General features: G+C 67.0%; 16 protein-coding genes. 8 read left to right on the top strand and 8 right to left on the bottom strand.

Annotated features, from left to right (window positions below):
- From paoC to paoA, 3 genes are all read right to left on the bottom strand, one after another.
- Positions 1-2102, bottom strand: a 2102-nt coding sequence (paoC, locus tag VL752_RS11575) for an aldehyde oxidoreductase molybdenum-binding subunit PaoC (protein ID WP_325355313.1), incomplete at its 3' end; no start/stop codon positions are given.
- A gap of 4 nt (positions 2103-2106) precedes the next feature.
- The gene (locus tag VL752_RS11570) at positions 2107-3057 is read right to left on the bottom strand and encodes an FAD binding domain-containing protein (RefSeq protein ID WP_325355311.1); all 951 of its coding nucleotides are present in this window, start codon (positions 3055-3057) and stop codon (positions 2107-2109) included.
- The gene (gene paoA / locus VL752_RS11565; protein WP_325355309.1) at positions 3054-3722 is read right to left on the bottom strand and encodes an aldehyde dehydrogenase iron-sulfur subunit PaoA; all 669 of its coding nucleotides are present in this window, start codon (positions 3720-3722) and stop codon (positions 3054-3056) included. Before paoA ends, VL752_RS11570 begins: the two co-directional genes overlap by 4 nt.
- Positions 3723-3936: 214 nt before the next feature.
- Between paoA and VL752_RS11560 the strand changes: the two genes are divergently transcribed.
- The 6 genes from VL752_RS11560 to VL752_RS11535 all read left to right on the top strand — a co-directional run bounded on the left by VL752_RS11560 (position 3937) and on the right by VL752_RS11535 (position 11127).
- Positions 3937-6255: a molybdopterin-dependent oxidoreductase gene (locus VL752_RS11560; RefSeq protein ID WP_325355307.1), complete on the top strand. Its 2319-nt coding sequence runs from the start codon at positions 3937-3939 to the stop codon at positions 6253-6255.
- 154 nt (positions 6256-6409) lie between these two features.
- Positions 6410-7300 (top strand): MBL fold metallo-hydrolase, encoded by an 891-nt coding sequence (locus VL752_RS11555; protein ID WP_325355305.1) that lies wholly within the window; start codon positions 6410-6412, stop codon positions 7298-7300.
- A gap of 252 nt (positions 7301-7552) precedes the next feature.
- The gene (locus VL752_RS11550) at positions 7553-8680 is read left to right on the top strand and encodes a glycosyltransferase (protein ID WP_325355303.1); all 1128 of its coding nucleotides are present in this window, start codon (positions 7553-7555) and stop codon (positions 8678-8680) included.
- Positions 8677-9789 carry an acyl-CoA dehydrogenase family protein gene (locus VL752_RS11545; protein ID WP_325355301.1) on the top strand — a complete coding sequence of 371 codons (1113 nt, stop codon included), beginning with the start codon at positions 8677-8679 and terminating at the stop codon, positions 9787-9789. The genes VL752_RS11550 and VL752_RS11545 overlap by 4 nt, the downstream gene beginning before the upstream one ends.
- Positions 9790-9811: 22 nt before the next feature.
- The gene (locus VL752_RS11540; protein ID WP_325355299.1) at positions 9812-10537 is read left to right on the top strand and encodes a PIG-L deacetylase family protein; all 726 of its coding nucleotides are present in this window, start codon (positions 9812-9814) and stop codon (positions 10535-10537) included.
- Positions 10534-11127 (top strand): class I SAM-dependent DNA methyltransferase, encoded by a 594-nt coding sequence (locus VL752_RS11535; protein WP_325355297.1) that lies wholly within the window; start codon positions 10534-10536, stop codon positions 11125-11127. Before VL752_RS11540 ends, VL752_RS11535 begins: the two co-directional genes overlap by 4 nt.
- A gap of 28 nt (positions 11128-11155) precedes the next feature.
- Here the strand turns inward: VL752_RS11535 and VL752_RS11530 are convergent, their stop codons facing one another.
- Positions 11156-11860, bottom strand: a complete 705-nt coding sequence (locus tag VL752_RS11530) for an SDR family NAD(P)-dependent oxidoreductase (protein WP_325355295.1) — start codon at positions 11858-11860, stop codon at positions 11156-11158.
- Between the two features lie 135 nt (positions 11861-11995).
- Between VL752_RS11530 and VL752_RS11525 the strand changes: the two genes are divergently transcribed.
- Positions 11996-12922 carry a LysR family transcriptional regulator gene (locus tag VL752_RS11525; RefSeq protein ID WP_325355293.1) on the top strand — a complete coding sequence of 309 codons (927 nt, stop codon included), beginning with the start codon at positions 11996-11998 and terminating at the stop codon, positions 12920-12922.
- A gap of 45 nt (positions 12923-12967) precedes the next feature.
- Here VL752_RS11525 and VL752_RS11520 read toward each other — a convergent pair whose 3' ends face one another.
- Complete coding sequence (locus VL752_RS11520) at positions 12968-15472, bottom strand: putative bifunctional diguanylate cyclase/phosphodiesterase (protein ID WP_325355291.1); 2505 nt, start codon at positions 15470-15472, stop codon at positions 12968-12970.
- Positions 15473-15827: 355 nt separating this feature from the next.
- On the opposite strand from VL752_RS11520, the gene VL752_RS11515 reads away from it, so the two are divergent.
- Positions 15828-16616: a class I SAM-dependent methyltransferase gene (locus VL752_RS11515; RefSeq protein ID WP_325355289.1), complete on the top strand. Its 789-nt coding sequence runs from the start codon at positions 15828-15830 to the stop codon at positions 16614-16616.
- A 117-nt stretch (positions 16617-16733) separates the two neighbouring features.
- Here the strand turns inward: VL752_RS11515 and VL752_RS11510 are convergent, their stop codons facing one another.
- The 3 genes from VL752_RS11510 to VL752_RS11500 form a co-directional block, all read right to left on the bottom strand.
- Entirely contained in the window at positions 16734-17267 is a 534-nt protein-coding gene (locus tag VL752_RS11510; RefSeq protein ID WP_325355287.1) for a molybdopterin-dependent oxidoreductase, read from the bottom strand.
- Between the two features lie 306 nt (positions 17268-17573).
- Positions 17574-19943, bottom strand: a complete 2370-nt coding sequence (locus VL752_RS11505) for a xanthine dehydrogenase family protein molybdopterin-binding subunit (RefSeq protein ID WP_325355285.1) — start codon at positions 19941-19943, stop codon at positions 17574-17576.
- The gene (locus VL752_RS11500) at positions 19940-20410 is read right to left on the bottom strand and encodes a (2Fe-2S)-binding protein (RefSeq protein ID WP_325355283.1); all 471 of its coding nucleotides are present in this window, start codon (positions 20408-20410) and stop codon (positions 19940-19942) included. The genes VL752_RS11505 and VL752_RS11500 overlap by 4 nt, the downstream gene beginning before the upstream one ends.
- Positions 20411-20415 lie beyond the last annotated feature (5 nt).

The following is a 20415-nucleotide window of genomic DNA, read 5'->3' as shown; positions in this document are numbered from 1 at the left end:
GCCACACCGCAAAGACCCAGTTCGCCCACGCCCTTGGCCTTCATCGGCGAGGAAATCGGGTCGTCATAATTCAGGAACACGACATCCTGATGCGGAATGTCGGCATGCACCGGCACCTCGTAGCCTGCCAGGTCGTGGTTGACGAAGAAACCGCGCTTCGTGTCCACGGCAAGCTCCTCCATCAGCGCACCGCCCACTCCCATGGTCATGGCGCCGATCATCTGGCTGCGGGCGGTCTTGGGGTTGAGGATACGCCCGGCCTCGCAGACCGCGAGCATGCGGCGAACGCGGATCTCGCCGGTTGCCACATCGACGCCTACTTCCACGAAATGCGCCCCAAAAGTCGATTGCTGGTATTTCTGTTCGAGATCGCCGTATTCGATACTGTCCTCGGCGATCAGCTCGCCGTCCCGTGTCGCCATATCCAGCGGCAGGCGACGACCCCCGCTCACCACATGCCCATCGACAAAAACCGCCTTGTCCGCATTGATGCCAAGCCTGCGGGAAATCTTCTCGCGCAGCTGAACGCAGGCGGCATAAACACCGGAAGTCGAATTGTTGGCGCCCCACTGCCCACCCGAACCGGAAGAGACCGGAAAGCGGGAATCCCCGAGGCGGACCGAAACCTTCTCCAGCGGCACGCCCATCATCTCGGCCGCCGTCTGCGCGATGATGGTGTAAGAGCCGGTGCCGATATCGGTCATGTCGGTCTCGACGATGACCTGGCCCGACCGGTCCAGCCGCACGCGCGCCCCGGATTTGGTGAGCAGATTGTTGCGGAAGGCGGCGGCGACCCCCATGCCGACGAGCCATTGCCCATCCTGCCGCTTGCCCGGCGCCTGCCGCGCCGACCAGCCGAAACGCTCTGCCCCGGTTTGCAGGCATTCGACGAGATGGCGCTGCGAGAACGGCCGATTCGGATTCTCGGGGTCAACTTGGGTGTCGTTCAGAATGCGGAACTGCACCGGGTCGATGCCCACCTTCTCGGCCGCCTCATCCATGGCGATTTCCAACGCCATCAGGCCGGGCGCCTCGCCCGGGGCACGCATCGCATTGCCTTCGGGCAGGTCGAGCGTCGCGAGATACATCGCGGTCATTCGCGCGGCGCCCGCATAAAGCAGGCGCGTCGCGCCGACGGCCGTTTCAGGGGCGCCACCCGGCAGGTTGCCCGACCAGCTTTCATGGGCAATCGCCTGAATACGCCCGTCCTTGCCCGTGCCGATGCGGAGACGCTGGATCGTTGCCGGTCGATGCGTCGTATTGTTGATCGAGACCGGGCGAGTGAGCGCGAGTTTCACCGGCCGGCCGGCGGCCTTCGCGCCGAGCGCCGCCAGGATCGCATCCGCGCGGACAAACAGTTTCGCCCCGAAACCGCCGCCGATATAGGGCGAGACCAGCCGCACCTGCTCAGGCGGAATGCCGAGCGTCTTGGCGACATCCTTGCGGCCCCAGGCGATCATCTGGTTGGAGGTCCAGATTGTTACCGCCCCGCCCGACCATGCGGCCATGGATGCGTGCGGCTCCATCATCACATGCGATTGGTCGGGCGTTGTGTAGGTCGCATCGGTCTGCACCGGGGCGGCCGCGAAGGCCGCGTCGAAATTCCCGACCGCCGTGCGGCCCTCGCCGGCAAAGCCTGCTGGCGCCACGGGCGCGCCTTCCTTGGCGGCCGCGAGATCGAATATCCCCGTCTCCTCCTCATACTCCACCCGCATCAGAGCCGCGGCGGCGCGCGCCTGCTCGAAGCTCTCGGCAACGACCACGGCAATCGCCTGATGATAGTGCTCGACCTCCGGCCCCCCCAGCAGCTTCGCGGTATTCATCGCGCCCTTGTGGAGCGTGCCGGCATTCTCGGCCGTGACGATGGCGAGCACGCCGGAGGCCGCCCGCGCCGCGCGGTCGTCGATATGCGTGATCCTTCCCTTGGCGATGGTAGCCGGAACCAGAAAGCCGATGGCGGGATTGGCGAAGATGTCGTGCCGCTCATAGGCATAAGGGGCGGTGCCGGTGGTCTTGAAATGCCCTTCGATCCGGTTATGCGGCTGGCCCACGACCTTCATCTGGTCGATCGGATTGGTGCGGGCGGGAACGTCAAAATCCATCGTCTCAGCTCCTCGCCTGGGTCAGGATCGTGGCCAGGGTGCGCTCACTCAAAGGGCGCTTGAAGGCGTTCTCCGGCGTCGGCTTGGCATCGGCGAGCAACAGCGCCATCACGGCCGACGCGCCCTTCGGCATTTCCGCCTCTGCCGCCTCGATCCTCCACGGTTTCGGCGCCACGCCACCAAGCGCGACGCGACCGCTGCCGTCCTTCTGCACCACGGCGGCAACCGAGACGAGGGCGAAGGCATAGGAAGCGCGGTCGCGCACCTTCCGGTAGAAATGTTGCCCGCCGAGCGGCGGCGGCAGGGTGACGGCGGTGATGAGTTCGCCCGTCTCCAGCGTGGTCTCGATCTCCGGCGTATCGCCGGGCAGGCGGTGAAACTCCGCGATCGCGATGCGGCGCGTGCTGCCGTCGGGCTTCACGGTTTCGACCGTCGCGTCCAGCAGCCGCATGGCCACCGCCATGTCGCTCGGATGCGTTGCGAGGCAGGCGTCGCTCGTGCCGATGATGCCGAGCGAGCGGGTGACCCCGCCGATCGCCGCACAACCACTACCGGGCTGGCGCTTGTTACAGGGCTGCGCCGGGTCATAGAAATACGGACAGCGCGTGCGCTGCAGCAGGTTGCCGGCCGTCGTCGCCTTGTTGCGCAGCTGGCCGGAGGCGCCGGCCACCAGCGCCCGCGTCAGCACCGCATAATCCCGCATCACCCGCGGATCGGCCGCGAGATCGGTATTGCGGACGAGCGCACCGATGCGCAATCCACCCTCGGGTGTCGTCTCGATCTTGTCGAGCGCGAGGCGGTTGACATCCACCAGATGGCGCGGCGTCTCGATCTCGATCTTCATCAGATCGAGAAGATTGGTCCCGCCTGCGATGAATTTGGCATTCGGATTGCGCGCGACGGCGGCAGCCGCCGCGGCCGGGCTCTGCGCCCGCTCGTAGGTAAAGGGCATCATGCCGCCCGCTCCGCCAGTTCCGCCATAGCCTCGGCGATGTTGGAATAGGCCCCGCAACGGCAGATATTGCCGCTCATCCTTTCCCGCATTTCCATGTTGGTCGGCTGCATCGGCGCTTGCAGATCCGTCGTCACATGGCTCGGGATACCGGCCTTGATTTCTGCCAGAACCGCAACCGCCGAGCAGATCTGCCCCGAGGTGCAATACCCGCACTGGTAGCCGTCATGCGCGATGAAGGCCGCCTGCATGGGGTGCAGATGGCCGGGCTGGCCCAGACCCTCGATGGTCGTGACCTGGGCACCATCATGCATCACGGCCAGCGAAAGGCAGGAATTGATGCGGCGGCCATCCAGCATCACGGTGCAGGCCCCGCATTGCCCGTGGTCGCAGCCCTTCTTGGTGCCGGTCAGGTGCAGATGCTCGCGCAACGCGTCCAGCAACGTGGTGCGCGTGTCGAGGACGAGATCATGGCTTTGGCCATTGACCTCGAACGTCACCTCCACCGTTATCGGCTCGGTGCCGGCGGCCGGGGTGCCAGCGGTTGGGGGGGCGCTGCCGGTGGCCGCCGTGGCGGTCGCCAAGGGTGTTGCCCCCGCCACCACGGTCGCCATGCTGCCCGCCATCAGGTCGCGTCGGGAAATGGAATGGTCCGCCGGCAGGCTCATGCGGGTCTGTCCTTCGAAGGAAGTGGGCCTCTGCAGCATATCGTACGGGGAGTCTGCTTATTAACCGCCCCTGGCAGCAAACCGCTATCAGTCGACTTCATCAATCAGCGAGCACCCTCTCGGGGAATTGATCAATGCGCCGCCGCGCAGGCGAGGGCTCGCTTTTGCCCGCTGCCGCGGTAGCATGGTCCCTGGCGGAAGGGGTGACAGAGATATGGATGATGGGCACGGAGTGGCCGAGGGATTTCGCCGGCACAGCTCCCACTGGGGACACTTCTCGGCCAAGGAGGAGGGGGGCCGGCTCGAGACCCGCCCCTATCCCGGAGATCCGGACCCGAGCCCCATCCTGGGCAATTTCGACAACGTCCTGCGCCACCCGGCCCGCATCGCCCGCCCCGCCATCCGCGCGGGCTGGCTGGAGCGTGGCCCAGGGCCGGATGCGCGGCGCGGGCGGGAGCCCTTCGTCGAGGTGTCCTGGGAGCAGGCTTTCGATCTCCTCGGCGCGGAACTCGGCCGCATTCGGGGCAACCACGGCCCTGGCGCGGTCTTCGGCGGTTCCTATGGCTGGGCCAGTGCCGGGCGTTTCCACCATGCGCAGAGCCAGATCCATCGCTTCCTGAACACCGCCCTGGGCGGCTATGTGCGCTCGGTCAATAGCTACAGTTCGGGCGCCGCCTCCGTCATCATCCCGCATGTTCTGGGCGATTACGGCGGCCTGACCATGCATAATGTGACCTGGGATCAGGTCGCCGAGCATAGCGAGGTGGTGCTCGCCTTCGGCGGCCTGGCGCTGAAAAACTCCGCCGTCGCCGGCGGCGGCATCAGTGCCCATGTCGAACGCGGCGCCATGGCCCGCGCCCGGGCGCGCGGCTGCCGCTTCCTCCTTGTGGGACCGCTCAAGCCAGACATGCCGGCGGAAGCCGGGGCGGAATGGATCAGCCTGACGCCCGGCACGGATACGGCGCTGATGCTGGCCCTTGTCCATTGCCTCGTCACCGCGGGGCTGCACGACCGCGGTTTTCTCGCCCGCTACTGCATCGGCTGGGAGGCGTTCCAGGCCTATGTCATGGGCGGGAGTGACGGCACGGCCAAGACCGCCGAATGGGCCGCTTCCATCACCGGCGTGCCGGCGGCGCGCATCCGGGCGCTTGCCCAAACCCTCGCCGGGCGCCGCGTGCTCGTCACCGTCGCCCATTCCCTGCAGCGCGCAGAGCATGGCGAGCAGCCGGTCTGGATGGCGGCCGTACTGGCCGCCGTGCTCGGCCAGTACGGCCTGCCCGGTGGCGGCTACGGCTATGCCATGGGTGCCATCGGCTATTACGGCAGGCGCAACAACGCGGTGCCAAGCCCGACCTTGGCCCAAGGCACCAACGGCGTGGCTGATTTCATCCCCGTCGCCCGGATCGCGGACATGCTGCTCCATCCAGGCGAGGCCTATCGCTACAACGGGGAAACCCGCCTTTATCCGGATATCCGGCTCGTCTATTGGGCGGGCGGCAATCCTTTCCACCATCACCAGGACCTCAACCGCCTGCGCCGTGCCTTCGCGCGCGTCGACACGATCGTCGTCCATGAAAGTGCCTGGACGGCGACAGCGCGCCATGCCGATGTCGTGCTGCCCGCGACGCTGTCGCTCGAGCGGGAAGATATCGCCTATAGTGCGAATGACCCGGTGATGACGGTGATGGAGAAACTCGCCGAGCCCTTCGGGGAAGCGCTGGATGACTACGCCATCTTCGCGGGCCTGGCGGCGCGTCTCGGCGTGGAAGCGGCCTTTACCGAGGGCCGGAACGTGCGGGAATGGCTTGCCCATCTTTACGGGCGCACGCGTCAAGGCCTCGAAACCCAGGGCCTGCCCGCCCCCAGTTTCGCGGAATTCTGGGCGATGGGCGAGATGGCGGTACCACAGAAACCCGATGACGGCGGCTTTCTCGCGGCCTTCCGCGCCGATCCCGCGGCCCACCCCCTGATGACGCCAAGCGGCCTTATCGAAATCGTCTCGGAAACCGTGGCCGGCTTCGGCGAGGCCGATTGTCCGGGCCATCCGACCTGGCTGCCCCCCAAGGATGCCCCGCGCGCGGAAGCACCGCTCATCCTCGTCGCCAACCAGCCGGCCACGCGCCTGCACAGCCAGCTCGATTTCGGCGCCCATAGCCAGGAAGCCAAGCGCCGCGGGCGCGAGGTCGCCAGCATGCACCCGGAGGACGCGGCCCCGCGCGGCATCGCCGATGGCGACATCATCCGCCTTTTCAACGCGCGTGGTGCCTGTCTCGCCTCCGTCCGTGTGACCGAGGACGTTCGGCCCGGCGTGGTCCAGCTCGCGACAGGCGCCTGGTACGACCCCGAGGACTGGAAGGAAGACCAGAGCCTTTGCGTCCACGGCAATCCCAACGTGCTGACACGGGACATCGGCACATCCAACCTCGCCCAAGGCTGCACCGGCCAGCTCACTACCATCGAGGTCGCGCGGTTTGATGGCAATCTGCCGCCGATCCGCGCCCATGCGCCGCCGCCCCTGACGCGCGAGGGTTGATCGGTCCTCGTCGCCGGCCGAGAGAAGTCGTCACGGCGGCACGGCTCGGCTTTCGGGGAGATCCGTGTATAAGGCTCCCAAAGCCGGCGGCTCAAGCCTCCGACGCACTGCCTTGGGGGCGGAAAACGGCCGCAAAGTCGAGGAGAAGAGCATCATGGTCGATCGCATCGCGGCCGGCGCACAGGCGCCCGGTTTCTACAGGTTCAAGGTGGGCGAGATCGAGGTCATCGCCCTGCATGAGGGCGTCCTGGTGCGGGACCGGCCCACGGGCTTCGTGCCGAACGCGACCCATGAGGAAGTGGGCGAAGCCTATGCCGCGGCCGGCATGGCCCGCGACAAGCTCACCATCACCTTCAACGCGCTCGCCGTGCGGACCGCCGGCCGTGTTGTTCTCATCGATACCGGCCTCGGCGAGTTCGGCCCGCCCGGCACCGGCCAGCTGCTCGGCAATCTGGCGGCCGCCGGCATCCAGCCGGGGGAGGTTTCCGCGGTCGTCATCAGCCATTTCCATGCCGACCACATTCTTGGCGTGAACCGCAAGGACGGACAGCCCACCTTCCCCAATGCCGAGATCTTCGTCCCCGCCAAGGAATGGGATTTTTGGATGGACGACGCGCAGATGGACGCGGCACCCGAAGCAGCGAAGGAAAATTTCGGTCTCTGCCGCCAGGTCTTCGGCAAGCTTGCCGAAACCGTGCGCCGCTATGCCTGGGATGAGGAATTCCTCCCCGGCCTCACGTCGGTGCGCGCCAACGGCCATACGCCGGGCATGTCCGCCATTCGCATCACCTCGGCGGGAGAGACGATGATGTTCGTCGCCGACATCACGAATAATCCGCTGGTCTTCGTCCGTCATCCGGAATGGCAGGCCATGTTCGACATGGACCCGGTGGAAACCATCGCCACCCGCAAGCGCATCCTCGACATGGCGGCAGCCGAGAAGCTGCGCGTTTCCTTCTACCATGCCCCCTTCCCGGCCACCGGCTACATCGTGAAGAACAGCTCGGGCTACGAGTTCCTCCCGGCGCTGTGGCACGCTGACTGACGAGACGATCACCCCTCATCAATGAGTTAGCGTGTGATGCACGGGTCGGTCCAAACGGGATTGCTTCGGCCCGACACGATCACCCTCTAGATTGCGCAACCCGCGACCTGAGGGGGCCCACCCTCCACCGCGCGCCCGCCGCCGCCTGACGGCGAGCGCGCGTCTCGCGAAGAGTTGCACCTCCGGATCGGTCCGTTCCCTTGTGGCGACATATCAAGTCGCCACTTGAGGTTTTTGCCATTCGGAGCGCTCGTGCTGCACAGATCCATCGGCCGCACTGTCGTCGCCATTCCCGTCCGGGATGAAGAGGACCAGATCGGCGCCTGTATCGCCGCGCTCGCGCGACAGAGCGAGGCGCTGGATGACATCCTTCTCTTCCTCAACAATACAGTCGACCGTAGCGCCACGATTGCCCGCAGCATGGCCGCTGCCTTCGGCTGCCGGCTGCATGTGGTCGAGATCGCGTGGCCGGCGTCCGAGGCCAGCGCCGGCCTCGCGCGCAAGGCCGCGATGGATCACGCGGCCGAACTTGCCGGCCCACAGGGCGCAATCCTGACCACGGATGCCGACGGCCGGGTACCCCCGCACTGGGTTGCCCGCAACCTGTCGCACCTCCGCGCCGGCTATGATGCGGTCTGCGGCATGGCAGAAATCGACCCGCGCGATGAAGCGGCGATCGCCCCGCATCTCCTCGCCGATGATCTGGCCGAAACCCGCTATACGACACTGCTCGACGAGATCGCGCATGTCGTCGATCCCTGCCCCTGGGACCCGTGGCCGCGCCACACACAGCGCTCCGGTGCGAGCATCGCCATCCGCACCGCCGTCTATGCGGCGATCGGCGGCGTGCCGGCCGTCCGCCACGGCGAGGACCGCGCGCTGATCGAGAAACTTGAAGATCGAGACTGCAAGATACGGCATGATCCAGCGATTTCCGTGACCGTGTCCGGGCGTCAGGTCGGCCGTGCCGAAGGCGGCATGGCGGCGACCATCGCGCGCCGGATGATCGCGCAGGACATCTGGGCGGACGACCGGCTGGAAGCACCCCAGGCCGCGCTGCGGCGCGTGCGGTTGAGGCGCGAGGCGCGCGGCGTCTGGTCTGGCAAATTCGACGGCCGCTTTCTTGCCGCTTCTCTGCAGATGCCGGAAGCGGAGGTCGAGCGGGTGCTGCGCAGCCCCTGGTTCGGCGCCGCCTGGAGTGCCATGACCAAGGCGAGCCCGGTGCTGCGGCGCCGGCCGATCGCCATGCGGCAGCTTGGCGCCGCGTGCTTGGAGGCCGAGCGGCTGCTGGACGACTTGCGCGCGGCACGAATGCCCGCCGTGTCGCCCAGTTCCCGCCCGGCAGGGGGTGCGGCGGGCGGTGGGGTCTGGGCGGAATGACCACTCTCGCCCCTCCCCTCGCCGATCTCCTCCATCGTCTCGACCGCCATGCGACGGACGGATTGCCGGTCCCCGATGACGGAAGTTTCCCCGAGGTGGCAATGCACCGTCTTATCGAGGAGGGCGTGCTGCGCGCCGTTCTGCCGCAAGCGCTCGGCGGCTTCGGCCTCGGCACCGAGCCCGGGCGCGGCCCGGCGCTCCTCGCCTTCCTCCATGGCCTGGGCCGGATCGGTTTGCCCCTCGGCCGGCTGGTCGAAGCCCATGTCAATGCGCTACGCATCCTGGTCCGCTACGGCAACCGGGACCAGGGCGCGGCCGCCGCGGCCGCGGTGGAATCCGGTGCGCTCTTCGGCCTTTGGGTGACGGACCCGCCCGACGGCGGCGGGCTGCGCCTGGAGGAGGAGACTGACGGGCTGCGCCTGTCGGGCGGCAAGCAGTTCTGCTCCGGTGCCGGCCACGTGACCCATGCGGTGGTCACGGCCTTTGACCCGGTCTCCCACGACCGGCGACTGCTGCTCCTGCCGCTCGACGGTTCCGAGCGGATCACGCCCCTCGCCGCCCCCCTCGCCGGCATGAAGGCGGCCACGACCGGACAGGTGGAGATGACGGGCCGGCGCCTGCCGCGCACGGCGCTGATCGGCGCACCGGGAGACTATCTGCGCGAACCCGATTTCTCGGGCGGCGCCTGGAGAAGCTCGGCGGTCGCGCTCGGCGGCCTCTTTCAGTTAGCGGAACTGGTGCGTCGGCAACTCTCCGCCCGCGGCCGGACAGAAGACCCGCATCAGCGTGTGCGCTTCGGTGAGATGCTGATCGCGCATGAGACGGGCCGGCTCTGGCTCACCGAGGCGGGGTCGCTCGCCGAGGATCTCCGCGCCCCGCCGGAGGAGATCGTGGCCCGGGTCGGCCTCGCGCGGACCGTCGTGGAGCGCGCCTGCCTCGACGGGATCGAACGCACGCAACGGTCCCTCGGGCTTGCCGCTTTCCTGGCCGACAATCCGGTGGAGCGGCTGATGCGCGACCTGCAGACCTACCTCCGCCAGCCAGCCGCTGATGAGGTTCTTCACCACGCCGCCGGGCATTTCCTGCCCCGGCCGCTTCCGAATCTGTAAGAGTAAGGGGCCGGCGATGCGCATGATGGAGGTCAAGGACGCCTGGACCCACCTGCCGGTGGTGACGCTGGAGCGTCTGCTCGAGGGCCGCGTGCCGCTGGTCCTGGCGCCGCACCCGGACGATGAAAGCCTCGGCTGCGGCGGCCTCCTTGCCCAATGCGCGGCGGCCGGCATTCCGGCCCAGGTCGCGATCCTGACAGACGGCAGCCGCTCCCATCCAGGCTCCCGCACGCATCCCCCGGCGCGGCTCGCCGCTGTGCGACGAGCGGAAGCCGAGACGGCGCTTGGCACGCTCGGCCTGCCCGCCCAGGCGCTGCACTGGATCGCCGCCGAGGATACGCGCCTGCCGCAGACGGGCGGTGCGGCCGAAGCGATCCGTGCCCGTCTGTCAGCGATCTGCGCGCGGACCGGTTGCACGCTCCTGCTCTCGCCGTGGCGTCACGATCCGCATTGCGATCATGAGGCGGCCGCCGAGCTCGCGGAAAACCTCGCCGCCGAGCGCGGGCTGTCGCTGTTGAGCTATCCCGTCTGGGGCTGGACGCTTCCGGACGACGCCGAACGCGCGGTCGCGGCACCCGCAGGCATGCGGCTGGAGATCACCGATCAGCTGCCGGCAAAGCGCTGCGCCATCCGCGCCCATGCCACGCAATATGGCGACGCGATTACCGATTCGCCGGAGGGTTTCACCCTGCCGGAAACGCTCCTGTCGGTATTCCGGCGCCGCCACGAAACCTTCCTCAGCGCATGATCCCCTCCTCCCGCGACCGCGCTTACTTCGATGCGCTCTACGCAAGCGACCCCGATCCTTGGCGTTTCGCGACGAGCGACTACGAGGCTGCGAAATACGCGGCGACGGTCAAGGCGGTGGGGGGCCGCCGCTATCGGGCTGGGTTGGAGGTCGGTTGCTCCATCGGCGTCCTCTCGGCGCAGGTCGCCCCGCTCTGCGCGTATTTTCTCGGCCTCGACATCTCCGAAAAGCCCCTGGAGGCTGCGCGCGCCCGTAGCGCGGGCATTCCCTCCGCCCATTTTCTGCGCGGCCGCGTTCCCGCCGACTGGCCGGAAGGCAGCTTCGATCTCGTGATCCTCTCCGAAGTGCTCTATTTTCTGAGTGACGAGGATATTCAAGAGACCGCCGCGCGCGTGCGCGCCTCTCTCCTGCCCGGCGGCCGCGTGCTTCTCGTCAATTGGCTCGGAGCGACGGAGACGCCGCAACCCGGTGATGCGGCGGCCGAGCAATTCCTGGGCGCCCTCGCCCTGCCCGTCGCCCACGCCTCCCGCCAGGCACTCTATCGGCTGGATCTCATCATCGCGGACGATGAGGACCCGACCGGCAGATGACCCGGCGGGCCGGGGTGGGATTGGCTTGTCACCAGGGAACGGTGCGGCCGAGATAGTCGAGATAGGCGAGGCCCGGCTTTCCTCGCTGCGACAAAAGCACCTCCACAAGGAAAGGCACGCTGTCGTCGATGCTCAGACGGGCATCCGGTCCGCCCATATCGGTGCGGACCCAGCCCGGCGCCATCACCACCATGGCGCGCGCGGAGTCGGCATGGCGAGAGGCGAAGCTGCGCATGAACATGTTCAAAGCGGCCTTGCTGCCGCGATAGACCTCGCGCATCCCATTCGTATTGTTCGCAACGCTGCCTTGGCCGGACGACATCACCCCGACCAGACCCGTCGCGGGCACGAGGTCCTGCAGAGCCTCGATGACGCGCATGGGGCTGAGCGCGTTCGTGACCATGACGCGCACGAACTCTTCCGTCGTCACCTCCGCGATCGTCTCCGTTGGATCGTTGGTGACCCCGGCATTGACGAAGAGCATCTCGAATACTCGGCCGGCAAGGCGCGTGCGCAGAGCTGCGAGTTGATCCGGCGCGCAAATATCCAGAATCTCGATCTCGACACGGCCTTGGTAGGCGTCTGCGAGATCGTGCAGCATCGTCCGGGTAGTCCCGGCCCGAACGGTGCCGACGACGTTCCACCCTTTCTTGAGAAACTCGGCGGCCATGGCGTGGCCGAGACCGCGTGATGCGCCGATGAGCAGGAGTTCGGGAGGCCGGGCTTGGGGCATGGGTCACTGTCCGTCGGTTGGGATGCTCAACCGCAAATAGGGGCTCCAAGATATCGGGCGCCAGACGCAGCAGCCGCAAACTGTCATTGCGTACAACGCTATGTGTGCCCGGCGGAGACAGGCTAGGCTCCGTGCATGGATCGGCTCGACTTGAACCTCCTCGCCGCGCTGGATGTCCTGCTTGCCGAAGGCAGCGTGACGGGCGCGGCCCGTCGCCTGGGCCTGAGCACCTCGGCGATGAGCCGCACGCTGACCCGGCTGCGCGCGGCCACCGGCGATCCGCTGCTGGTGCGTGCCGGGCGCGGGCTGGTGCCGACACCGCGCGCCGCCGTGTTGCGAGACCGCGTCCATCAGCTAACGCACGAGGTGCGCGCGGTTCTGCGCCCGCACCTCACCGAGGTGGACCTCGCCGCACTCGAGCGGACCTTCACCCTGCGCGTGAGCGAGGGCTTCCTGGAATTCCTCTCCGTGCCGGTGGTGGCCGCCGTCGCCCGGGCGGCGCCTCGCCTTCGCCTTCGTTTCGCACCCAAGCCGGACCGGGACGCGCGCCCGCTTCGCGAGGGGATGATCGATCTGGAGATCGGCCTGCGCGGCGTCGCCGCGCCCGAGATCCGCACCCGGTTCCTGTTCCACGACACGCTCGTCGGCGTGGCCCGGGCCGGACACCCGCTGCTGGCGGAAAGCCCGGTGACGGCTGAAGGCTATGCCGCCTGCCAGCATGTCGCGGCCTCGCGGGAGGGAGATTCGGCCACGGACTTTGATGCCGCCCTGGCGAGGCTCGGCCTCGGACGGCGGATCATGGTCGTCGTGCCGGGCTATCCGGATGCGATGCGGCTGGCGCGCCACTCGGATCTCGTCGCGCTCGTGCCGCGTTCCTGCCTCGGCCATCGCCTGATGAACGAGGACGCCGCGATCGCCGGTCTCGCGAGCTTCGCACTCCCGGTTCCCGCGCCGACCTTCATGATATCGGCAATGTGGCATCCGCGGATGGACGCCGACCCGGCCCATCGCTGGCTGCGCGATACGGTGATGTCCGTCTGCCGGCAGGCCTATCCCCGGTAACGATCCGTCCCCTCGTCGGCGCCCCGGCCTGACGTACCCGGTTGCTCAGGCGAGGGTGCCGCCTGCCTCCTGCGGCGGCGGCGGCGGCAGCGCCTCCTCGAAGGCCAGCCGCCTTGCGCCCTGCGCCAGCATGTCGCGCACCACACTGCTCGAAACCGGCCGGCCGAGGTAGAAGCCCTGGGCAAAGCGGCAGCCTGCGTCCGCCAGCAAATCCCACTGGCTCGCGCGCTCGATGCCCTCGGCTGTCGTGGTCAGGCCGAGCCGGGCGGCGAGCGAGATGACCGCCTCCACGATCACGCGCGAATCCGTCTCCTCCTCCAGGCCGGTGACGAAGGAGCGGTCGATCTTGATCTTGTCGAAGGGGAATTTGTGCAAATAGCTGAGCGAGGCGTAGCCGGTGCCGAAGTCGTCGAGCGCCAGGGTGACGCCGAGTGCGCGCAGCGCCGCCAGGCTCTGGCGCACGGATGCCTTTTCCCCAAGCAGCGCGCCCTCTGTGATCTCGAACTCCAACCGTGTCGGCGCAAGCCCGGTCTGGGCCAGGATCTGCTGCACGGTTTCCACGAAACTCTGGTCCTCAAGCTGGACGGGTGAGAGATTGACGGCGACGCGGATATGCGCCGGCCATGTCACGGCCGTCTCGCAGGCACGGCGCAGGACCGTCTCGCCGATCGGGACGATGAGGCGCGATTCCTCGGCAATCGGAATGAACTGCGCCGGCGATATGGCGCCCAGGAAGGGATGGTTCCACCGCAGCAGGGCCTCGAACTGGGCGATGCTTGCGGTTGATATGTCATAGATCGGCTGGAAGACGACGTAGAGTTCGCCGCGCCGGTCGGCGTCGCGGATGTCGGCGGCAAGCGCCGCCCGGTAGAGCACCTCGGATTCCATCGTCGCCTCGAAGAAGCGCCAGGTCGCGCGGCCCTCGGATTTCGCGCGATAGAGCGCGATATCCGCGTTGCGCAGCAGCTTCTCCGTATCCTGGGATGCCGAATCGAAGATCGAAATGCCGACACTGGCGCTGACCAGCACGTGTCGGCCGTCGATCTCGTAGCGTTCCGCGAGCGTCGAGGCGACGCGCTCGGCCAAGGCCGCGACATCCTCGCGCGAACGCGGGGCGCGCTGGAGGATCGCAAATTCGTCGCCGCCGAGGCGCGCCACCATGTCGGGCTCGCCGATGCAGGTCCTGAGACGGTTCCCAACCTCGACGAGAAGATTGTCGCCGGCGAGATGCCCGAGCGTGTCGTTGACATACTTGAAGTGATCGACGTCGAGGAGCAGCAACGCGAAGAAGCCGTCGCGCTTGCGCTCGCGGATCGCCTGCGCCAGGGAGCTCGCCAGCATCAGCCGGTTGGGGAGTTTCGTCAAAGCATCATGGTGGGCGAGGAAGTCGGTATGCGCCTCGATCTTCCGCCGCTCGGTGATGTCGTCGTAGATGGCAACCCAGCCGCCATCGGCCATGGCGACATGGTTGACCTGCAGCGCCCGGTCCGCGCCTTCGACGAGGAATTGCCCGTGGCGCTGCGCGACCGAGGCCTCCGACAGTGCCTTCAGGCGAGAAATGATCTCCTCGGACCAAAAGGTCCCCGGCCGCAGCGCCTCGAAGACTTCTTCGATCTTTTTGCCCTCGATCCGCTGTTCGATCCCGATCCGGAACATGACCCGAAAGCGGTCGTTCGCGACGATGAGCCGGCGGTCCCGGTCCACCATGACCAAGCCATGGGACATGTTGTTGAGAGCGGCATCGAAGCGGGTGTTCTGGATGCGCAGCGCCTCGTCACGGCTGCGCAACTCGTCGTTCTGAAGCTGGAGCTCCAGGTTTGCCGCGGCAACCGTTTCGTTCGCAGCCTTGAGTTCGGCGCGCTTGGCGCGGAGGTTGTCGGCCAGAAACCGGAGGTTCTCGTTCGCGTCGGAGACCAGGCGGTTGTCCCTGAGCAGCAGCACCAGCAGCAGGATGCCGACCGCGATCAGCGCGAACATGAGCCCGGAGAAGATGAGGTGCAGGGTCTGCAGCCGCTCCTGGTCGGTGCGGAACTGGTCGCCCACCAGCTCGCTGGTGATAGAGGCAAGCTGGGTCATCGGCGCGTCGAGCGCCTCCAGTGCCAGGATCGCCTCGTTGGCAACGCCAGGCTTGTGGAGATTGGGCATGAGCGTCCGGACCTGCTCAAGCTGGTCCTTGAGCTGAGACACCACGCCCGCGATTTCCGGGTGGCCCGAGACGAATTCGGTGAAGGAGGGGCGGCTCAGCACGCTGACCCGATTCTCGACGATCCAGAAGCGGATCTCGACCAGGTTGCCAGAGCTGCCGGGCAGGCCGAGGGCCAGGCCGGCCACGGCATTTTGCAGCCGCATCAGCTCGATCGTGCCCTGGGCCGCGTCGAAGGCATCGTCATAGGTCGCCAGCCGGTCGACCGTCTGGCCCTGCTGGATGGAGACATAGAGCGTATAGCAGGCGGCAAGCGTGAAGCCGCCCAGCACCGTCAGCAGGACGAAGCGCGTCCGCGCCGCCTTGCGCTTGTTCCGGGATGGCTGGCCGCTGCGGAAAATGCCCATGGGTTGGAACTTCGGCGTGGTTCTTCGCACTGCATCAAGTCAAAGCGGCGCGGCGGTCATGCCGTGCCCGGACCAATGCAGCGACTAGCACCATGCTGAACTCACGCCCTCCGAGGCAACCAACAAACGTCCATGCCCGGCCGGGCTATGGCCCGATCGAGCTTCGAACCGCCCATTGCTGCATGCAATCGTTATAATTCGCCCCCTATAATTTGCCGAGCCTCCCCCGCACAGAGGGCGTGGGCACGGCGCCAGAGTCCGTGCCGGGCCATCCCTCCATCCTCCATGCAGACGACCCGTGCAATCTGGTTTATAGGGGCCACACTTCATCTCCGCGTGTAAAGGCCGCATGCCCGTGACCGAGACGACGACCATTTGCAAGATCTGCGGCGGCGCCGCGCCCGTCTTCACCTCAGTCGATTTCGAAAAGCACTGCAACAAGCAGTTGACGGAGGGTCGGTTCGCCGGCACCCCGGTCGCCTATTACCGCTGCGCCCGTTGCCACTTCATGTTCACGCCCTTCCTCGACGATCTCTCCCCGGCGGAACTCGTGGCGCGCGTCTACAACGAGGATTACATCAAGTTCGACCCGCTCTATCCCGTCATCCGGCCCCGGATGAATGCGGGCTTTCTCCGTGAGATCGTCGAGGAGGCGCTGCCGCCCGGCCCGATCCGCATTCTCGATTACGGCGCGGGCAATGGCATGCTCTCCCAGTTGCTGGACGGCGCGCCGCCGGTCGAAAACTACGATGCGCTCAACCCGCGCTTCGACCGCCTGCCCGATGGCCGCTTCGACCTGCTCTTCTGCAGCGAGGTGGTGGAGCACATCCCCGACCCCCACGGCCTGATCGCGGATTGGGACGGGCTCCTCAACGAGCAGGGAGCGGTGATCTTCTCGACCATGACCCAGCCGGATGACATTGCATCGCTGCGCGGGGACTGGTGGTATCTCGGCCCCCGCAACGGCCATGTCAGCCTCTATTCCCGCTACAGCCTCGATCTCCTGTGCCAGCAGCGCGGCCTGTCCTACGTGCCGATCGACGCCCAGTGGCATCTCGCGGCGCGCGAGCCCGGCCAGTTCGTCGATGTCGCCCGCCTCAAGGCGGTGGCTGACCGCCTGCCCAAGGGCTTCATCGAGGTATAGGGTCTGATCGGTTCAAGTCGGGGAGCGGGCACGGTCCATCGAAACCGTGGACGCAAGACTAACCAATAAGCGTTTGCGTTATCAGCAGCTTAGCCAAGCTTCGTCCTCATGCCGCGGTCAGCGGATGACCATCTTCTGCAGCTGCCAGATGCAGCGGGCGTAGATCGCATTGTTGCGCCACTCTGGATGGGTGTCGAAGCGATAGACGACGAAGATCGGGCCGAACTTCTGTACCGGCATTGTTGCGCCATTCATCCGGGTCGCAAGAAGCGGCCCGTCATCAGTGAGATTCTCCAGCGGTATTTCGATGACATAGTCGTTGAGCGCGTAAGACACTGCAATCTTGCCGGAGGCACCGAGGCGGTCCAGCAGGGTGCTCAGCAGCACACCGTCGAATTTGGCCTCCGGGGTCCAGGGCGTTTTGGTCGTGAACCCCGTCTGCGGCAGGGAATCGAGTCCCTTCATGTCGAAAGCGGCCAGATCGCCGGCGTTATGGACCTTGATCTTGCCACCGACGGTAAAAACCGGATCACCCGTCGGTGCCGGCAGGGGGGCAGCCGCCAGAAGCGGATTTCGCCACCCGAGGCTGGTGATGCCGGCCGTGGCCGCCAAAACGGTTCGACGAGTCCAGGTCCGTGACTGCTCCGACATGTGCCATCCCTCGTGCGCGGCAGGGTGATAACTGTGGTCATCGGCCAAAGGCGTTGAGCGAACGCAGATGGCAGGCAGGACATCGCGAACCAGGGTCCGGGCTCCGCCGAAGGGGCCTGGTGCCGAGATTTGCTTCACGCAAAAACCGGCACTGTGATTCGCGCCTTCGCCCCCTCACGTCAAGGTGAGAATCGCGACAAAATGCGAGAAGGCACTACCCCGCTCGTATGTTCACATTTTGTTTCCGCCGGAAGTCTTGCCCATAAGTGTTGCCCGGAAGTCTTGCTTTGACATTCCGATCCCAGGCTAGCGCCGGGCGGCCACTCCGCCCCCCAGAACGTTCGCCCGCCAGTCATTCCGGATATGGGGAAAGTCGAGCGGCGGCGTGCGATCCAGCAACAGGGCCAGTACGCGCGGCGGGGTCAGCGGTATTTCCTGCACCCGCTTGCCCGTCGCCTGGGCAACAGCGCAGGCAATCGTTGCCGCGACATTGAGGATCGGCACCTCCCCCGCACCCTTGCTGCCGAGCGGCCCGATGGACGGTGCGCCTTCATGCAGCACGATCTCGACCGGCACCACGTCCTGCGCCAGCGGTACGCGGTAGGTCTCGAGGCTGCTCTGGCAAATGCGCCCGTCCACGCCGATCGTCATCTCCTCGTGCAGCGCGTAGCCAAGCCCCTGCACGACACCGCCCTGAATTTGGCCATGAATGGCACGGGGGTTGAGGGCGCGACCGACATCCTGCACCACGCGATAGCGCAGCACCTCGACATGGCCGGTGTCCCGGTCTACCGCCACCTCGCAGTCATGAACGGCGAAGACCGGAATGTCGATCGCGTCGATGAAATGCCCGGCGGCACAGCCCGCCATGGCGGTCACCCCCGGCTTGGTGAAAGCGCCGCTGCCGGCAAGTGGCCCCATCACCGCATGCGCGCGGGAGACGACCTCGGCGATCGTGGCGCCCGAGCCTGGAAGGCCAGTGATCTCTACCCGCCCGCGGTGGAGGCTCAGGCGTTCCGGCGGCGTCTGCAGCATTTCGCTCGCAACGCCGAGCAGCTTCTGGCGTACATCCGCCGCCGCCGCGCGGCTCGCCGCCCCGATCGACACCGTGGTGCGCCCGCCCCCTACCCCGAGATCGTAGCCGGCCGCATCGGTGTCCGCCGCCCGCACGATCACCTGTTCCGGCGTCAGGCCCAGCTCGCTGGCCACAATCTGCGGCAAGGACTGCACCATGGTGCCGGAGCCGATCTCGACCCCGCTCGTGATCAGCGTGGCGCTGCCATCGGCGTTGAGATTGATCGTGGCCGCCGAGGGTCCTACGAAAATGAACCAGGTGCCGACCGTCGTTGCCCGGCCGTACAACCGTCCGTCCGCCGGCGCCGGGGCAGCGGGTTTTTCCGCGCGCAAGACGGTCATGCGGTCGAGCATCGGCCCCAGCACATCGCCTTCGAAGACCTGGCCGGTTGCCCCCAGGTCGCGGTCACCCAAGACATTGCGCCGCCGAAACTCCAGCGGGTCCATGCCGATCGCCGCACAGATCTCATCCGTATGCCGCTCCAGCGCGAAGGTATTATAGGTGCCGTTGCAGGCGCGGAAGGCGCCGTTGGGCGCCGTATTGGTATAAACCGCGCGGGAGACGAGCTTGACCGAACCGAGACGGTAATTGCCGCCGAGCGTATGGGCCGTCATCGTGGTCAGGAAAATCTGCTCTCCGCCATAGGCGCCGCAGTCCATCAGCACGACAGCCTCGCGGCCGACGATCTCGCCCGCCGCGTCTATCGCCGAGCGGATGGTGATTTCGGCGTTTTCCCGGGCCAGGCAGGTCAGCATCTCCTCCTGCCGGGAATTGACAAGACGAACCGGCCGCCCGGATTTGCGCGCCAGGATCGCCGCGAAAGGCTCCAGCGAGCAATCGAACTTGAGTCCGAAAGCACCGCCCACGGCGGGCACGGTGACGCGAACCTGCGCGGGGGGAACCCCCAGCACCCGCGCCGTAACGTTCCGCACGGTCCAGGGCACCTGCGTCGATGTCTCGATATGGTAGCGCCCGTCCTCGAAGGAGGCCACCACCGCGCGAGGTTCGAAGGAGAGGTGATTTTGCCGGCCATTGCGGAAGCGGCTTTCGACGATGCGCACGTCCGGCCGGGCGAAGGTGGCGTCGGTATCGCCACGCACCACGGTCGCCTCCCAAGCGACATTCCCGGCATGGGCGCCGCCTTCCAGCAGCACCTCGTAGGCTCTCCAGTCGGGATGCACGAGCGGCGCCCCGTCGGCGAGTGCGTCCGCCATGGTGAGGACGGCGGGCAAAGGCTCCAGCACCACGACGATCGCCGCCGCCGCCGCCACCGCCTGCTCGAAGGTATCGGCGGCGACGGCTGCCAATGGCTCGCCGTCATACCGGACGCGGTCCACGGCAAAGAGCGGATGATCGGCAATGCCGATACCGTGCCGCCCCGGCGCATCTTCGGACGTCGCGATGGCGCGCACACCCGGCATCCGCCGCGCGGCCGCGGTATCGAGGCTGACGATGCGGGCAGAAGGCACCGCCGCGCGCAGCTGCACCGCGTGCAGCATGCCGGACACGGCGCGATCGACCGTATAGCGGGTGCGCCCCTGCAACTTGTCGCGCGCGTCCCGTCGCGGCAGGTTCATGACCGCGTCCGATGGCGTCGTCATGGATGAGACCTCTCCCCACCGATGACCGACATGGCCGCATCGACAATGCGCTCATAGCCGGTGCAGCGGCAGATATTGCCGGCAAGCGCCGCGCGGACATCCTCACGGCTGGCTTGCGGCTTCTGCTCGAGAACAAAGGTGAGGCTCATCATCATGCCGGGAAAACACATGCCGCATTGCACGGCGTCGAAGTCCTCCATCGCCTGCTGCAGCGCGGAGGGCATTCCATCAGGGCTGAGCGATTCCACGGTGCGGATGGCGCGCCCCTCCGCAAGCCCCGCCGGCATCAGGCAGGAGGCGACCGGCGCCCCGTCCATCAATACCGTGCAGGCGCCGCAGAACCCTTCTCGGCACACGGTCTTGGCGCCGGTGAGCGCGCAATCGTCTCGCAAGACGTCGACGAGCGGCCGCATGCCGTCCGATGCCAGGACACGCTCCTCACCGTTGATGGTCAGAACGAGTGGCATGGGGG

It is taken from the genome of Acidisoma sp. (genome assembly GCF_035492295.1).
Classification (GTDB): Bacteria; Pseudomonadota; Alphaproteobacteria; order Acetobacterales; family Acetobacteraceae; genus Acidisoma.
This window is presented reverse-complemented; position numbering and strand designations above follow the sequence as displayed.

Coding starts and splice junctions, on each gene's coding strand:
- VL752_RS11520 (WP_325355291.1), bottom strand. CDS start 15,472: ATGGGCATTTTCCGCAGCGGCCAGCCATCCCGGAACAAGCGCAAGGCG.
- VL752_RS11540 (WP_325355299.1), top strand. CDS start 9,812: ATGATGGAGGTCAAGGACGCCTGGACCCACCTGCCGGTGGTGACGCTG.
- VL752_RS11570 (WP_325355311.1), bottom strand. CDS start 3,057: ATGATGCCCTTTACCTACGAGCGGGCGCAGAGCCCGGCCGCGGCGGCT.
- VL752_RS11500 (WP_325355283.1), bottom strand. CDS start 20,410: ATGCCACTCGTTCTGACCATCAACGGTGAGGAGCGTGTCCTGGCATCG.
- VL752_RS11510 (WP_325355287.1), bottom strand. CDS start 17,267: ATGTCGGAGCAGTCACGGACCTGGACTCGTCGAACCGTTTTGGCGGCC.
- VL752_RS11530 (WP_325355295.1), bottom strand. CDS start 11,860: ATGCCCCAAGCCCGGCCTCCCGAACTCCTGCTCATCGGCGCATCACGC.
- paoA (WP_325355309.1), bottom strand. CDS start 3,722: ATGAGCCTGCCGGCGGACCATTCCATTTCCCGACGCGACCTGATGGCG.
- VL752_RS11505 (WP_325355285.1), bottom strand. CDS start 19,943: ATGACGACGCCATCGGACGCGGTCATGAACCTGCCGCGACGGGACGCG.
- VL752_RS11560 (WP_325355307.1), top strand. CDS start 3,937: ATGGATGATGGGCACGGAGTGGCCGAGGGATTTCGCCGGCACAGCTCC.
- VL752_RS11555 (WP_325355305.1), top strand. CDS start 6,410: ATGGTCGATCGCATCGCGGCCGGCGCACAGGCGCCCGGTTTCTACAGG.
- VL752_RS11525 (WP_325355293.1), top strand. CDS start 11,996: ATGGATCGGCTCGACTTGAACCTCCTCGCCGCGCTGGATGTCCTGCTT.
- VL752_RS11545 (WP_325355301.1), top strand. CDS start 8,677: ATGACCACTCTCGCCCCTCCCCTCGCCGATCTCCTCCATCGTCTCGAC.
- VL752_RS11535 (WP_325355297.1), top strand. CDS start 10,534: ATGATCCCCTCCTCCCGCGACCGCGCTTACTTCGATGCGCTCTACGCA.